This window comes from Sphingopyxis sp. A083 (genome assembly GCF_001468495.1).
Taxonomy (GTDB): Bacteria; Pseudomonadota; Alphaproteobacteria; order Sphingomonadales; family Sphingomonadaceae; genus Sphingopyxis; species Sphingopyxis terrae.
Genome location: NZ_LNSK01000003.1, coordinates 77,375 through 91,923, shown reverse-complemented (window position 1 = coordinate 91,923; position 14,549 = coordinate 77,375). Strand labels below are relative to the sequence as shown.

18 protein-coding genes are annotated in these 14,549 nt (G+C 65.8%); 9 read left to right on the top strand and 9 right to left on the bottom strand.

Going from position 1 to position 14,549, the window contains the following annotated elements; all coding sequences use genetic code 11:
- Positions 1 to 19 precede the first annotated feature (19 nt).
- Positions 20 to 628 carry a DedA family protein gene (locus tag ATE59_RS07790; protein WP_003039464.1) on the top strand — a complete coding sequence of 203 codons (609 nt, stop codon included), beginning with the start codon at positions 20 to 22 and terminating at the stop codon, positions 626 to 628.
- On the opposite strand, the gene ATE59_RS07785 is transcribed toward ATE59_RS07790, so the two are convergent.
- The 5 genes from ATE59_RS07785 to ATE59_RS07765 form a co-directional block, all read right to left on the bottom strand.
- Entirely contained in the window at positions 625 to 1,518 is an 894-nt protein-coding gene (locus tag ATE59_RS07785; RefSeq protein WP_058811969.1) for a tyrosine-type recombinase/integrase, read from the bottom strand. The two genes, ATE59_RS07790 and ATE59_RS07785, sit on opposite strands and share 4 nt — an antisense overlap.
- A gap of 109 nt (positions 1,519 to 1,627) precedes the next feature.
- Positions 1,628 to 2,773, bottom strand: coding sequence for a radical SAM family heme chaperone HemW (gene hemW, locus ATE59_RS07780; protein WP_003039470.1), 1,146 nt, complete (start codon positions 2,771 to 2,773; stop codon positions 1,628 to 1,630).
- Positions 2,774 to 2,791: 18 nt separating this feature from the next.
- Positions 2,792 to 3,418 (bottom strand): RdgB/HAM1 family non-canonical purine NTP pyrophosphatase, encoded by a 627-nt coding sequence (rdgB, locus tag ATE59_RS07775; protein ID WP_058811968.1) that lies wholly within the window; start codon positions 3,416 to 3,418, stop codon positions 2,792 to 2,794.
- A gap of 89 nt (positions 3,419 to 3,507) precedes the next feature.
- On the bottom strand, positions 3,508 to 4,224 hold the full coding sequence (gene rph, locus ATE59_RS07770) for a ribonuclease PH (RefSeq protein ID WP_003039475.1): 717 nt from the start codon (positions 4,222 to 4,224) through the stop codon (positions 3,508 to 3,510).
- 45 nt (positions 4,225 to 4,269) lie between these two features.
- Positions 4,270 to 5,070, bottom strand: coding sequence for a dienelactone hydrolase family protein (locus tag ATE59_RS07765; protein WP_058811967.1), 801 nt, complete (start codon positions 5,068 to 5,070; stop codon positions 4,270 to 4,272).
- A 187-nt stretch (positions 5,071 to 5,257) separates the two neighbouring features.
- Here ATE59_RS07765 and ATE59_RS07760 point away from each other — a divergent pair, with 187 nt between their 5' ends.
- The 5 genes from ATE59_RS07760 to grpE are packed head-to-tail and all read left to right on the top strand — an operon-like array spanning position 5,258 to position 9,212.
- Positions 5,258 to 5,947, top strand: a complete 690-nt coding sequence (locus ATE59_RS07760; RefSeq protein WP_058811966.1) for a ferritin-like domain-containing protein — start codon at positions 5,258 to 5,260, stop codon at positions 5,945 to 5,947.
- Complete coding sequence (locus tag ATE59_RS07755) at positions 5,944 to 6,414, top strand: GtrA family protein (RefSeq protein ID WP_058811965.1); 471 nt, start codon at positions 5,944 to 5,946, stop codon at positions 6,412 to 6,414. Before ATE59_RS07760 ends, ATE59_RS07755 begins: the two co-directional genes overlap by 4 nt.
- A gap of 1 nt (position 6,415) precedes the next feature.
- A complete protein-coding gene (locus ATE59_RS07750) occupies positions 6,416 to 7,603 on the top strand; it encodes a glycosyltransferase family 4 protein (RefSeq protein ID WP_231737206.1) in 1,188 nt (395 codons plus the stop codon).
- 9 nt (positions 7,604 to 7,612) lie between these two features.
- Entirely contained in the window at positions 7,613 to 8,656 is a 1,044-nt protein-coding gene (gene hrcA, locus ATE59_RS07745; protein WP_003039490.1) for a heat-inducible transcriptional repressor HrcA, read from the top strand.
- Positions 8,657 to 8,660: 4 nt separating this feature from the next.
- Positions 8,661 to 9,212 (top strand): nucleotide exchange factor GrpE, encoded by a 552-nt coding sequence (grpE, locus tag ATE59_RS07740; protein WP_058811964.1) that lies wholly within the window; start codon positions 8,661 to 8,663, stop codon positions 9,210 to 9,212.
- 126 nt (positions 9,213 to 9,338) lie between these two features.
- On the opposite strand, the gene def is transcribed toward grpE, so the two are convergent.
- From def to recR, 3 genes are all read right to left on the bottom strand, one after another.
- The gene (def, locus tag ATE59_RS07735) at positions 9,339 to 9,872 is read right to left on the bottom strand and encodes a peptide deformylase (protein ID WP_003039497.1); all 534 of its coding nucleotides are present in this window, start codon (positions 9,870 to 9,872) and stop codon (positions 9,339 to 9,341) included.
- A 124-nt stretch (positions 9,873 to 9,996) separates the two neighbouring features.
- Complete coding sequence (locus tag ATE59_RS07730; protein WP_058811963.1) at positions 9,997 to 10,263, bottom strand: hypothetical protein; 267 nt, start codon at positions 10,261 to 10,263, stop codon at positions 9,997 to 9,999.
- A gap of 57 nt (positions 10,264 to 10,320) precedes the next feature.
- Complete coding sequence (gene recR / locus ATE59_RS07725) at positions 10,321 to 10,917, bottom strand: recombination mediator RecR (protein ID WP_003039500.1); 597 nt, start codon at positions 10,915 to 10,917, stop codon at positions 10,321 to 10,323.
- Positions 10,918 to 11,095: 178 nt separating this feature from the next.
- On the opposite strand from recR, the gene fmt reads away from it, so the two are divergent.
- Both fmt and truA read left to right on the top strand, forming a co-directional pair.
- Positions 11,096 to 12,016 carry a methionyl-tRNA formyltransferase gene (gene fmt, locus ATE59_RS07720; RefSeq protein WP_058811962.1) on the top strand — a complete coding sequence of 307 codons (921 nt, stop codon included), beginning with the start codon at positions 11,096 to 11,098 and terminating at the stop codon, positions 12,014 to 12,016.
- Positions 12,013 to 12,753 (top strand): tRNA pseudouridine(38-40) synthase TruA, encoded by a 741-nt coding sequence (truA, locus tag ATE59_RS07715; RefSeq protein WP_058811961.1) that lies wholly within the window; start codon positions 12,013 to 12,015, stop codon positions 12,751 to 12,753. Before fmt ends, truA begins: the two co-directional genes overlap by 4 nt.
- 56 nt (positions 12,754 to 12,809) lie before the next feature.
- Here truA and ATE59_RS07710 read toward each other — a convergent pair whose 3' ends face one another.
- On the bottom strand, positions 12,810 to 13,340 hold the full coding sequence (locus ATE59_RS07710) for a CarD family transcriptional regulator (RefSeq protein WP_003039510.1): 531 nt from the start codon (positions 13,338 to 13,340) through the stop codon (positions 12,810 to 12,812).
- A gap of 313 nt (positions 13,341 to 13,653) precedes the next feature.
- On the opposite strand from ATE59_RS07710, the gene ATE59_RS07705 reads away from it, so the two are divergent.
- Positions 13,654 to 14,466 carry an SDR family NAD(P)-dependent oxidoreductase gene (locus ATE59_RS07705; protein ID WP_058811960.1) on the top strand — a complete coding sequence of 271 codons (813 nt, stop codon included), beginning with the start codon at positions 13,654 to 13,656 and terminating at the stop codon, positions 14,464 to 14,466.
- Positions 14,467 to 14,549 lie beyond the last annotated feature (83 nt).

The window sequence follows — 14,549 nt, the reverse complement described above, 5'->3', positions numbered from 1 at the left end:
GCCACCGCGTTTGCCATCCATGACCGAATTCATCCTCGATCTGATTCAGGCGTGGGGATATTGGGGCATTGCCGTCCTGATGTTCCTCGAAAACGTCTTCCCGCCCGTTCCGTCCGAAGTGATCATGGGTCTGGGCGGCATCGCGGTCGCGCAAGGGCGCTTCGACTTCTGGACCCTCGTCGCGGTCGCGGTCGCCGGCACCACGGCGGGCAATTGGGTGTGGTATGCGATCGGGCGCTGGATCGGCTACAAGCGGCTGAAGCCCTTTATCGACCGCCACGGCCGCTGGCTGACGCTCGACTGGCACGAGGTCGAGCGGCTGCACGCGGGCTTCGTCCGATATGGTCCGGGCATCGTCTTCGTCGCGCGCTTCATGCCCGTCGCGCGGACGATGGTGTCGCTGCCCGCGGGCATGGTCCATATGAATCAGGCGAAATTCCTGCTGTGGACCGCCGCCGGATCGACGATCTGGATCGCCGCGCTCGCTGGCGCAGGCAACTGGTTCGGCAAACAGTTCGCCGATATCGAACAGTTCGTCGGCCCGCTCGCGCTCGTCGCGATCGGCTCGCTGGTCCTCCTCTATTTCTGGCGCGTCTTCACCTGGAAACCCAAGCACCGTCGCGACTAGCCGGCGCGCGGGTGAGCGCTGCGATAGACGTCGAGCAGATGCGCGGCGTCGACGGCGGTGTATATCTGCGTCGACGCCAGACTCCCATGGCCCAAGAGTTCCTGCAGGCTGCGCAAATCGGCCCCGCCCGCGAGCAGATGCGTTGCGAAGCTGTGGCGCAGCGCGTGCGGCGTCGTGCGCTCGGGCAGGCCGAGCGCGCGGCGCGCCTGCCGGACGCTGGCCCGCACCACACCCGGCTGCAGCGGCCCGCCGCGCGCGCCGACGAACAACGGCGCGTCCTTGCCCATCGACCAGGGGCAGGCCGCGACATAGCGCGCCACCGCCGCCGCGACCGCGGGCAGGATCGGCACGATCCGCGTCTTGCCGCGCTTGCCGGTGATGCGCAGCGTTTCGCCGAGCGGCAGCGCCGCGCCGGTCAGCGACAGCGCCTCGCCGATGCGCAGCCCCGCACCATAAAGCAGCAACAGCAAGGCAAAATCGCGCGCGCCGACCCAGGCTTCGCGGGCATTGTCCTCGACATCCTGTGCAAGCTGCATCGCCTCGGCGGGCGCGACCGGGCGCGGCAGCCCCTTTTTGACGCGCGGTCCGCGCATCTGCGGCACGCTGGCGTTCGATCCGCCGACAAAGCGCAGGAAGCTGCGCAGCGCCGACAATTCGCGCGCCGCCGAGGCATTGCCCAGCCCGTCGGCGCGGCGATCGGCCAGGTAAGAGCGCAGGTCGTTCGGGGTCAGGCCTTTGAGCATGCGCGCATCGACCGCGCCGCCGCGATGATGCGCCAGAAAGCCGCAAAAGCGCTCGGCGGTCGCGATATAGGCGCGCCGCGTATGGTCCGACCGGCGCTTTTCATGCGCCAGATGGGCGTCCCAGTCGCGGATCAGGACGTCAAACAAAACCCACTCCGTTCGGGCTGAGCTTGTCGAAGCCCCGTCCTTTCTTTCAGCCTCCAAAAGGGAAGAACGGCCCTTCGACAAGCTCAGGGCGAACGGGCTTTGCAGTCGTCTAGCCTGTTCGCACCACTTCCGAAAGGATGCTGTCGAGCAGCAATATGCCATCGTCGGTCACGCTCAGCCGGTCGCCGGTCTGCTGCATCAGCCCCTGCCCGGCCAGCCGCGCCACCGCATCGGCATCGACGAACGCGTCGCGCGCCAAGCCGCTCCGCACCTCGATCCGCGCCAGATCGATGCCCTCGGTCAGCCGCAGGCCCATCAGCATCGCCTCGGTCGCGCGTTCGTGCGGCGGCAGGTCGGTCTCGACCTTCAGGCCGTGGCCGTTGCGTTCGACCGCCGTGATGAAATTCTCAGGCTTCTTGTGGCGCTCGGTCGCCTGCGCCAGCCGCCGCCCATGCGCCCCCGGCCCGACCCCCGCGTAATCGCCGTAGCGCCAATAGGTCAGATTATGGCGGCTTTCCTCGCCCGGCCTTGCATGGTTCGACACTTCGTAACGCGGCAGCCCCGCCGCCCGGGTCATCGCCTGCGTAGCGTCGAACAGGTCGGCGGCCGCATCGCCGTCGGGCAGGACAAGCTCGCCCTTGGCGGCGAGCGTCGCGAAGCGCGTGCCGGGTTCGATGGTCAGTTGATAGAGCGAAAGATGCCCGGTGCCGAACCCCAGTGCATCGGCAAGCTCGCGCTCCCAGTCGGCGAGCCCCTGCCCCGGCCGCGCATAGATAAGGTCGAAGCTGGCACGGCGGAAATGCGCCTGCGCCGCCGCAATCGCCCGCCGTGCCTCGTCCCCGCTGTGCGCGCGCCCCAGAAATTCAAGCACTTGCGGATCGAAGCTCTGCACGCCGATCGACACACGATTGACCCCCGCGACCGCCAGATCGGCGAAGGCGGCAACCTCGACCGAATTGGGGTTGGCCTCCAGCGTGATCTCGCAGTCGTCGGTCAGGCCCCACAGCGCCGCCGCCTCGGCGATCACCGCCGCCACCGTCGCGGGCGGCATCAGGCTCGGCGTGCCGCCGCCGAAGAAGATCGACGACACTCGGCGTCCCGGCAGCAGCGTCGCCTCGTGCCGCAGATCGGCAAGCAACGCATCGCGCCAGACCGCCTGATCGACGCTCTCGCGCACATGGCTGTTGAAGTCGCAATAGGGGCATTTCGACACGCAGAACGGCCAATGGACATAGAGGGCGAGCGGTTCGGTCATGGGGGGGCGACGAAGGATCTAAAACACCCCCGCCACCAGCTTCGCGAAGGCATCGGCCCGGTGGCTGATCGCATGTTTTTCGGCCGGATCGATCTCGGCATAAGTCAGGGACTTGCCTGTCGGCACGAAGACCGGATCATAACCGAACCCCAGCGTACCGCGCGGCGGCCAGGTCAGGCTGCCCGCGGCGCGCCCCTCGAAAACCTCCGCATGGCCGTCGGGCCAGGCGATCGCGAGGGTGCAGATGAAGGCGGCGCTGCGGTCGACGTTGGGCCCCTGCTCGGCGAGCAACCCCTCGACCTTGCCCATCGCCATATACCAGTCGCGGCCCTTTTCGCCTTCGAACCACTGCCGTTCGGCCCAGTCGGCCGTATAGACACCCGGCCGTCCACCCAGCGCCGCGACCGCCAGCCCGCTGTCGTCGGCAAGCGCGGGAAGACCCGCAGCCGACGCACTCGCATGTGCCTTGAGCAGCGCATTTTCGCAGAATGTCGTCCCGGTTTCGTCGGGTTCGGGAAGGCCGAGGTCGCCCGCCGACACCGGTTCGATGCCATAAGGCAACAGCAGCGCCCGAATCTCGCGCACCTTGCCCGCATTATGGCTCGCGATGACGAGTTTACCCGGAGCGAGTTTTCGATGTGACATTCGACAACCTCATTTTTCGTCATGCCGGACTTGATCCGGCATCCATGAGCGCGTGGACCCCGGATCAAGTCCGGGGTGACGAGAGGAAACTACCTACCCACCGCCTTCGCCTGCGCCGCGAAAATCTCGCCGCAGCCGATGCGCGCGAGGCGGAGGAGGCGCAGCAAGCCTTCCTCGTCATAGGTCGCGCCCTCGGCGCTCGCCTGCACTTCGACGATCTGGCCCTTGCCGGTCAGCACGAAATTGCCGTCGGCTTCGGCGTTCGAATCCTCGTCATAATCGAGGTCGAGGACGGCGGTGCCCTGATACATGCCGCAGGAAATCGCCGCGACCTTGTCCTCGATCGGGTCTTCGGCAATCGCCTTGGCCGCGATCAGCTTGTCGACCGCGAGCCGCAGCGCGACCCACGCGCCCGAAATCGACGCGGTGCGCGTGCCGCCATCGGCTTGGATCACGTCGCAATCGATCACGATCTGGCGCTCGCCGAGCTTCTTCATATCGACGACGGCGCGCAAGCTGCGCCCGATAAGCCGCTGAATTTCCTGCGTCCGCCCCGACTGCTTGCCCTTCGCCGCCTCGCGGCTGCCGCGCGTGTGCGTCGCGCGGGGCAGCATGCCATATTCGGCGGTCACCCAGCCCTGCCCCTTGCCGCGCAGGAAGGGCGGCACCTTCTCCTCGACGCTGGCGGTGACGAGTACCTTGGTGTTGCCGAAGCTTACCAGCACGCTGCCTTCGGCGTGGATGGTGAATTCGGTTTCGATGGCGATGGGGCGCATCTGGTCGGGCGCGCGGCCGGAGGGTCGCATGATATTCCTTTCATCGTTGAAGGCGCGGCTCTTAGGCGCGCGCCGTCATCCACTCAACCGCATCTTGAAGAAATCGAGGATTTCGTCGCGCGCCTGCACCGTCGGTTGGCCTGCCTCGTCAATCAGGTGGATGGTGACGACGCTGTGCGGGTTCTTCATCGGACTGTCGGGGTTCGCCGCCTCGTCGGGCAAGACGCGGCCGACGAAGCGGTCGCCCAGCGCATCCTCATACGCCGCAAAACGCGCCGCTTTGCAGAATTTGTCGCCCGCGAAGCGATAGGCGAGCACGGTCAGATCCTCGGCCTCCATCCGCGCCTTCACCGCCGCCAGCTCATCGGGCGCGATATGCATTCCCGCAGGATCGTTGAGCGGCAGCGAGGGCTGCGCGAGCACCGGCGCGAGCACCGCGGGCTCAAGCATCATCGACAGCGCGAAATTGCCGGTAAAGCACATGCCGATCGCCCCGACGCCCTTGCCGCCGCATTCTTCATGCGCCAGCGCCGCGAGCGCGCGCAGCCACTGCGTCGCCGGCGAGCTTTCGTTCGCCTGAAAAGCGCGGAACTGGCGGCTGATGCACCCGCCGATCATCGTGAACAATGCGCCCGGCATGCGCGGCACCGCGCCGTCCTTCCCGAAGATATGCGGCATATAGACGGTGAAGCCCGCATCGCGGACCCATCGCGCGAACCGCGCGACATGCGGGCTGATCCCCGGCATCTCGGTCATCACGATCACCGCCGGGCCGCCGCCCGTCACATAGACGAGCCGGTCGGTGCCGAGCAGGCGGATCGTCCGCCGGTCGAAATCGTCGAGCGGATCGTCGCGATCGAGCGGACGTGTGGTCATGCTTTTCTCTCCCCGCGGCCCAGACCGCTCGAACCTTGACGAAGGCTAGGCATAAGATGCATCCGATGCACCTGTTTTCATCGCACAGCTCGACCCGATTTCGGCAAAGCAGGGCGACAAAGCGGCATCACGCCATTCGACTAGCGCCGCGAAGGGTGATAATCAGTCGCTTTGGTGGGAGATGCCTATGCTGCGCTGGTTGCGCGAACGCTATCTGCTCGTACTCGGGTCGATCTATATTTATAACGAACATCGCGGCTATACCGCGATCGACCGGGTTATCGAAGCGGTTCGCGCGCGGACGCCCGACGATCGGGCCTTGATCGCCGCGATCGAAAGCCACCGCGGCGACGAGCGCAAACATTATATGATGTTTCGTCGCTGGTTCGAACGGCGCGGCTCGATGCCGCTCGATGTCGATCGCACCTTCGGGCATATCGACCGCTTCGTCGAAATCATTTTTCGCACGCCGATCGACAAGCTCGATACGCAGGCGGTCATCGATCGTGACGAGCTGTTCGAACGGCTCTGCCGCGTCATCGCGCTGACCGAACGGCGCGGTTACAAGCAGGTCGAAACCCTGCTGAAGAACCGCTTCGTGCTCGACGATCCGATCCTGACCCGGATTTTCCGGATCATCCACAAGGACGAACCGAGCCACTGGGCCCCCTATGAGGCATGGCTCGTCGCGCACGGGCGCCGGCGCCCGCGCTGGTGGGAACGCGCGATCGATGCCTTCATCCATTCCGAATTGCTGTTCATCAAGCTGCCGTGGCTCTTCCTCAACCCCTGGGTCGGGCGCCGCACCGCCTGGCCCGATGCGCGCGATAATGAAGCCTATGGCGATCGCCCGCTCGCGGCCCACGCCGCTGCATGACCGACTTTAGTGCAGGGGCGGAATTGCCCGCCAGCGGAGAGGCTCCGGCGCGCGAAGCCGGGCTGGCGTCGCGCCTGTTCAACCGCCGCGTCGGCGGCATGCTGCTCAAGAACACGGCGGTCAGCAGCGCCGTCTTTCTGGTCGGCCTCGCCGTGCTCTGGGGCCTGGTGCAATGGGGCAGGATGCAGGCGGTGCCCGCGGCGGCGATCGGCTTTCTGACCTCGAACAGCCTGCATTATGCGCTCGGCCGTTCGTGGATATTTCGCGGCACCGATCGCGCCATCGGGTCGGGCTATCTGATCTTTCTGGTCAACGCGGGGGTGGGCATGGCGATCACCATCCTGCTCTTTGCCGCCTTGCTGAAATGGACCGCCATCCACTATCTCGTCGCCCGCGTGATCGTGTCCGTCTTTGCCGGGCTCGCGATGTTCGTGCTCAACGCGGTGCTCAATTTTCGACAGGTGTAAGGTGCGGATCGCGTTATTTACGGGAAATTACAACTATGTGCGCGAAGGCGCGAACCAGGCGCTCAACCGCCTTGTCGCGCATCTCGAGCAGCATGCGGGCGCCGCGGTGCGGGTCTATTCTCCCGTCACCGACACGCCGGCGTTCGAACCGGCGGGCGACCTGGTCCCGGTGCCGTCGATCGCGCTGCCGGTGCGCAGCGAATTTCGGCTCGCGCTCGGCCTGCCCCGCGCGACCCGTCGCGACCTGACGCGGTTCGCGCCCGACATCATCCATGTCGCGACCCCCGATATTCTCGGCACCCGCGCGCAGACCTTCGCCCTCGATCGCGGCACGCCGCTTGTCGTCAGCCTGCACACGCGGTTCGAAACCTATCTCGGCTATTACGGCCTCGACTGGCTGCGGCCCGTGGTCGACCGCCACATCCATCGTTTCTATCGCCGCGCCGATCATGTTCTCGCCCCGACTCCGGGTCTTATCGACGAGATGCGCTCGCTACGCGGCGACGACCGGGTCAGCCTGTGGAGTCGCGGCGTCGATCGCGACCTTTTCGCGCCGTCGCAGCGCAGCCTGGAATGGCGCCGCACGCGCGGAATCGCCGACGACCGGATCGTCATCCTCTTCTTCGGCCGCCTGGTGCTGGAAAAGGGCGTCGAGGAATATGTCGCGATATTGCGCGAATTGCTGTCCAGCCACCCAGTCACGCCGCTTGTGGTCGGCGCAGGACCGGCGGCCGAGGCTTTTGCAGCGCTGCCGTCCGCCGTGCTTACCGGCCATCTCGACGGACAGGAACTCGCCCACGCGGTTGCCAGCGCCGACATCATGCTCAACCCGAGCACGACCGAAGCCTTTGGCAATGTCGTGCTCGAGGCGATGGCATCGGGCCTGCCCGTGGTCAGCGCCGATGCGCCGAGCGCGAGCGCGCTGATCGTGGAGGGCGAAACGGGTCATCTATGCACGCCCGGCGACCGCCGCGCCTATTCGGACGCGCTCGTTCGGCTCATTGAGGACGGCGACGCGCGGCGCGCAATGGGCGCCGCCGCACGCGCAAGAAGCGCCGCCTTTTCCTGGCACGCCGCATCCGAAAGCGTCGCGCGCCTCTATCGCGCGATCCTCGCGCCGCCTCGGCAGGCCCAGCCGGACGGAGCCGCGGGCAGCGCGATGCTTGCCCCCGCCCCTTCGCATCCCTAAGTCCATGCCATGACGACCCCGCCGATCACCGAATTGACGACACGCGCGCGCGATGTGTTCCGGCTCGTCGTCGATGCCTATCTGGAGAATGGGCAGCCGGTCGGGTCGCGCACGCTGTCAAAGCTGGCGACGCTCAACCTGTCGCCCGCGTCGATCCGCAATGTCATGCAGGATCTCGAAGAGCTCGGCCTGCTTGCGAGCCCGCACACCAGCGCCGGACGCCTGCCGACCGAACAGGGGCTGCGCCTGTTCGTCGACGGGATGATGCAGGTCGCCGAACCCTCGGCCGAGGATCGCGCGCAGATCGAGGCAAGCCTTGCCGAAGGCGGCCCCATCGAAAGCGCACTGGCGCAGGCGACGGCCACGCTGTCGGGGCTTTCGGCCTGCGCCGGCCTTGTCCTCGTTCCCAAGCATGAACGCGTGCTCAAGCAGGTCGCCTTTGTTCCGATGGCCGACCGTCAGGCGCTCGTCGTCCTCGTCGCGGGCGATGGATCGGTCGAAAACCGCGTCATCGACCTGCCCGCCGGATTGGGGCCGTCGGCGCTGGTCGAGGCAGGCAATTATATCTCGGCCATGCTCGGCGGCCTGACGCTGGCCGAGGCAATGGCGCGGGTGCGGCGCGAGATAGAGGACGAACGGATCGCGATCGATCGCGCCGCCGCCGATCTGGTTTCGCGCGGGCTGGCCATCTGGTCGGTCGACGGCGCCGACCGGCCGGTGCTGATCGTGCGCGGGCAGGCGAATCTGCTCGACGACAGCGCGGTCGGCGATCTCGACCGGGTGCGCCAGCTGCTCGACGAGCTCGAAACAAAGCAGGACATCGCCGGCCTGCTCGACAGCGCGCGCGAAGGCAGCGCGACGCGCATTTTCATCGGGTCGGAGAACAAGCTCTTTTCGCTGTCGGGATCGTCGGTTATCGCCGCGCCCTATCGCGGATCGGATGGACGGGTGGTCGGCGTCGTCGGGGTTATCGGCCCGACCCGCTTGAACTATGCGCGCATCGTTCCCATGGTGGATTTTACAGCACAATCGCTCTCAAGACTGATACGATAGGTTTATGACGAACAACGAAAACGAAACGCCGGTCGAAGACGGCCAGGCCCCGGAAACCGAAGCCGCAGCGGCTGCCGAAGCCCCCGCGCAGGACGAAGCGGCAAAGCTTGCCGAACAACTCGCCGCGGTGCAGCAGGATCTGCTCTACGCGCGCGCCGAAACGCAGAATGTGCGCCGCCGCGCCGAAAAGGAAGTCGCCGACGCGCACGCCTATGCCGCGACCAAATTCGCGCGCGACATCCTGTCGGTCGCCGACAATCTCGGCCGCGCGCTCGCTTCGCTCAGCGAAGAACAGCGCGCCGACGAGGCGATCAAGCCGTTGCTCACCGGGCTCGAGGCGACCGAGCGCGAACTGATGAGCGTGTTCGAACGCCACGGCATCACGCGCATCGCCGCGATCGGCCTGCCGCTCGATCCGAACCAGCATCAGGCGATGCTCGAAATCCCCAGCGACAAGGACGCCGGCACGATCGTACAGGAAATGCAGGCTGGCTATATGATGAAGGACCGCCTGCTGCGCCCCGCGATGGTGGGAGTCGCCAAGAAGGCGGATTGATTTTCCGCCCTACACCCATTGCGTGTGTCCCCGCGAAGGCGGGGACCCATCATCCGATGGCGGAAATCCGAAACGGCCGGTGATGGGCCCCCGCCTTCGCGGGGGAACAGGTCACAAAATTTCGGCTCAGGCTGCTTTCCGCAGCTTCGCGAGCTTCTTCAGCACCATCTCGCGCTTCAGCCGCGACAGATGGTCGATGAACAATATGCCTTCCAGATGGTCATGCTCGTGCTGGATGCACGTCGCCATCAGGCCGGTCATGCGCTCCTGGTGGTGCTTGCCGTCCACGTCCTGCCAATCGACCGTGACTTCGGCGGGGCGCGTTACATCGGCATATTGCTCGGGGACCGACAGGCAGCCTTCCTGATAGACGCTATGCTCCTCGCTCTCGTCCGAAAAGACGGGATTGATGAAGACGCGGGGCTCGCGGATTACCTTCTTGCCTTCCTCGTCCTCGGGATCGGGCTCCTGCAGATCGATGACGAGAATGCGCTTCGGCACCCCGACCTGGATCGCGGCAAGCCCGATGCCGGGGGCGTCATACATCGTCTCGAACATGTCGGCGACGAGCTGCTTCAGCTCGGCGTCGAACGTCTCGACGGGCTTGGAAATGACGCGCAACCGCGGATCGGGGGTCTCTATGATGGGTAGGATGGCCATGCGTGCGAGGTATGATCGCGCGGGCGCCCGGTCAAGGGGTCGAGTTGGCGTCGCAGATGAGCCAATTTTATGGGCACACGCCATCTCTCTCGGAATCGCGTAAGCAGGATGCGATTATCCGAGTTCAGCGGATGCGGTCGAACTCTTCGGCTTTTGTCGATCTCAGCTCGAACCAATCGCCCAAACGCAGGTGCAGTGCGCTTTTCCGGCGCACGCAGTTGCGCGAGGCAATTGCTTCAATAAACGAGCTGACGACATATGCCAAAGAGCGGGCCAGCACCCATGCAAGTTCTTGCACGGTTGCGCCGTTCCTTTGTCGTTCATGGAGATGCCACGTCGTGACAACAAAAAAGGCCGCTTTCGCGACCAGCGCTCGCAGCACTGCGAGCATCTATTTAATAAGCGACAATCCGGGCCACGTCAAGTGTCAGTTGTTTACAGTCTGCTCTTAGCCTACCGGACGCCGCGCCCGCAGCGCCTGCGCCAGCGTTCCCTCGTCGAGATAATCGAGCTCGCCGCCGACCGGCAGGCCATGCGCCAGCTGCGTCAGCCGCACCGGATAGCCCTCCAGCCGCTCGGCGAGATAATGCGCCGTCGTCTGCCCCTCCAGCGTCGCGTTCATCGCCAGCACCACCTCGTCGATGCCGCCCGCCGCGACGCGCGCCACCAGCGCGTCGATGCTCAGATCCTGCGGCCGCACGCCTTCCAGCGCCGACAGGCGGCCGCCCAGCACATGATATTTGCCGGGAAACAGCCGCGACTTGTCGAGCGCCCAAAGGTCCGACACTTCCTCGACCACGCACAGGCTGCGTGGGTCGCGGCGCGGATCGGCGCAGATCGCGCAGGGGTCGCTGGTATCGACATTGCCGCAGATGCCGCACGTCACCAGCCGCTCGGACACCGTCTGGAGCGCCGCGAGCAAGGGCGCGAAACTGCTCTCGCGTTTTTTCATCAGATGCAGCACCGCGCGCCGCGCCGACCGCGGGCCAAGGCCGGGGAGCCGGGCGAGTTGCTGAACGAGGGCTTCGATTTCGGTAGACGCCATGCGGCGGTGGTAATGGGTGTGCAAGATATGCACAACATTCCCAGTGTTCCTGCGAAGGCAGGAACCCATCTCCGGACGGCGCAAGTTGGAACCGGCGGAGATAGGCCCCTGCCTTCGCAGGGGCACTGGAGCTTGATGGGCTTGAATGTCGCGCCTGCCTCCTCCAAAGGCGCTGCCCATGCGCATTGCCTTCATGGGAACGCCGCCCTTTGCGGTGCCGACGCTCGCCGCGCTCCACGCGGCGGGGCATGAGATCGTGGCGGTTTACACCCAGCCGCCGCGCCCGGCGCAGCGCGGCAAGAAACTCCAGCAGAGCGCGGTGCATCTCTGGGTGGAGGCGCACGGCCTGCCCGTCCGCACGCCGAAGAGCCTGCGGACCGAAGAAGCGCAGGCCGAATTCGCCGCGCTCGACCTCGATGTCGCGGTGGTCGCGGCCTACGGCCTCATTCTGCCGCAACCGATCCTCGAGAGCCCACGCGAAGGCTGCCTCAACGTCCATGGCTCGATCCTGCCGCGCTGGCGCGGCGCGGCGCCCGTGCAGCGCGCGATTCTGGCGGGCGATACCGAAACGGGCGTCACCATCATGCAGATGGATGCCGGGCTCGACACCGGCGGTATGCGGCTGATCGGCCGCACGCCGGTCGCGGGCAAGACCGCGGGCGAATTGACCGACGAACTCGCCGCAATGGGCGCGGCGCTGATGGTCGAGGTGCTGGCCGACCTGTCCGCCTGTCCGCCCGTGCCGCAGCCGGATGACGGCGCCACCTATGCCGCCAAGATCGACAAGAGCGAGGCGCGGCTCGATTTTCTGGTCAGCGCGCCCCAGACCGAACGCCAGATTCGCGCGTTCAACCCGGTGCCCGGCGCCTTTTTCGAGCTGGAGGGCGAGCGATACAAGATCCTCGCGGCCGATGTCGTGCATCCCGCCGACACCGTCGCCGGCGCCGCGCCCGGCGTCACGCTCGACGATGCGCTGACCATCGCCTGCAACCCCGGCGCGATCCGCGCCACCCGGGTGCAGCGCGCGGGCAAGCCGGCGATGGACGCCGCCGAACTGCTGCGCGGTCGGCCCATAACTGCGGGGACGCGGCTGGCATGACCCGCTTCGCCCTCACCATCGAATATGACGGCCGCCCCTTCATGGGCTGGCAGCGCCAGTCGCATGGCCCCAGCGTCCAGCAAGCGATCGAGGAAGCCGTCACACGCATCACCGCCGAAACGGCGCCCGTTCACGGCGCGGGACGCACCGACGCCGGGGTGCATGCGATCGCGATGCGCGCGCATGTCGACATCGAAAAGGCCATCCAGCCCTTTCGCCTGATGGAAGCGCTGAACGCCCAGCTTCGCCCCGCGCCGGTGGCGATCCTCGCGTGCGAGGCGGTCGCCGACGACTGGCACGCGCGCTTTTCGTGCGTCGGCCGCGCCTATGAATATCGCATCGTCAACCGCCGCGCGCCGCTGACCTGGGACAAGGGGCTCGCCTGGCAATTTGCGAAGCCGCTCGACGCCGAAGCGATGCACGGCGCGGCGCAGGCGCTGGTGGGGCGGCATGATTTCACCACCTTCCGATCGGTGCATTGCCAGGCCGAAAGCGCGGTGAAGACGCTCGACCGCCTGTCGGTCAGCCGCCATGGCGACGAAATCGTCATCGAAGCCGCGGCGCGCAGCTTTCTGCATCATCAGGTTCGATCGATGGTCGGCTGCCTCACCCTCGTCGGCGAAGGCAAATGGTCGACGCGCGATTTAAAGGCCGCGCTCGACGCCGCCGACCGGCAGGCGCTCGGCCTCAACGCACCGCCCGACGGCCTCTATTTCATCGAAGCAAAATATCCCTGACCCACGAAAAAGGGCGGCCCTTGCGGACCGCCCTCTTCACGTCTCGGCAGAACGGCTCAGAGCGCCTTTTCGGCGTAATAGAGCGGCGCATGTTCGTTGAGGATCTGAAGGATCTTCGCCTGCGCGGTCTTTTCGTCGCTTTCTTCCATCGCGGCGAGTTCGCGCGCGAGGCGGCTCGACGCCGCTTCGAAGATCTGACGCTCCGAATAGCTCTGTTCGGGCTGATCGTCGGCGCGGAACAGGTCGCGGGTCACTTCGGCGATCGACACGAGGTCGCCCGAGTTGATCTTCGCTTCATATTCCTGGGCGCGGCGCGACCACATGGTGCGCTTTACCTTCGGCTTCGTGGTCAGGACCTGAAGCGCTTCCTTCAGCGTCTTGTCCGACGACAGCTTGCGCATCCCCACGCCCTCGGCCTTGTTGGTCGGGACGCGCAGGGTCATTTTTTCCTTTTCGAAGCGCAGGACATAAAGTTCGAGCTGCATGCCGGCGATTTCCGACTTTTGCAGTTCAATGACGCGCCCCACGCCATGTTTGGGATAAACGACATAGTCACCGACTTCAAAGACGAGCGTGTTTGCGGACATGCAGGTTCCTTTCATTTGCCCCGTCGGGACCGGAAAAGCGCGAAAAGGCCGGGTACGTCCGCCCTCGTCGGAGGGGGATCGAAGCAAGGCGGTCGGCGCTAGCCAGTCAAAGTGACAAGGGATATGGCTCCATCAGGACGCCGCAGGGTGCCTTTCCGGCGATGGAAAGAGGCAAGCTGTCGACGCGTTGATATTTATTATATCAGATTCGCAACAAAATTGCCACCCCCGCACGGAAATCCGCGGGTCGGCGGCTTGACGCCCCCCGAAACGCGTTTCACCTTGAGACGGAAACACAGATGGGGATGCCAAGATGAAAGATCAAATCTGGTGGGTTACAGGGGCTTCGTCGGGTATCGGCGCGGCGCTGGCGCGCGGCCTTGCGGCGCGCGGCGCGCGGCTGATTCTGTCGGGCCGCAACGTGGCTGCGCTCGAAGCGGTGGCAACGGATTGCGGCGCGGGCACGATGATCCTGCCCTTCGAGGCGACCGACTATGACGCGATTCCCGGGCTTGTCGAACGCGCCTGGGCCTGGGGCGGCCGCATCGACGGTCTCGTCAACAATGCCGGAATTTCGCAGCGCAGTCTGGCGGTCAAAACCGATTTTGCGGTCTATCAAAAGATCATCGCGGTCGACCTGCTTGCGCCGATTGCCCTCACCCAGGCGCTGCTTCCGCGCATGATCGCGGCCGGCGGCGGTCAGATCATCGCCATATCGAGCGTCGCGGGAGTCGCCGGCGTGCCGCTGCGCAGCGCCTATTCGGCGGCCAAGCACGGCATCATCGGCTATCATGACAGCGTCCGCGCCGAAAATGAGCATCTGGGGTTGAAGGTGCTGGTGGTCGAACCCGGATCGGTGCGCACCAACGTCAGCCGCAACGCGCTCAACGCCGACGGCAGCGTCCGCGGCGCGAGCGATGCGGCGATCGACAACGGCCTGTCGCCCGACGATGCTGCGGCACAGATGCTCGCTGCAGTCGATGCCGGAACGCGCGAACTGGTGGTCGCCGAAGGCGCCGAAGCCGCCATCGCCGCCCTGCGCCGCAGCGACCCGAACGCGCTGTTCGACCGGATGAGCGCCATGGTGCAGGCGGGCTATGCCAAGCAGATGGGGGCGCAGCGCTAAATCAGATACTTCGTCATTGCGAGCGAAGCGAAGCAATTACGAGGCAAAAGAAAAAGGCCCCGCCGGATCGCGCCGGCGGGGCC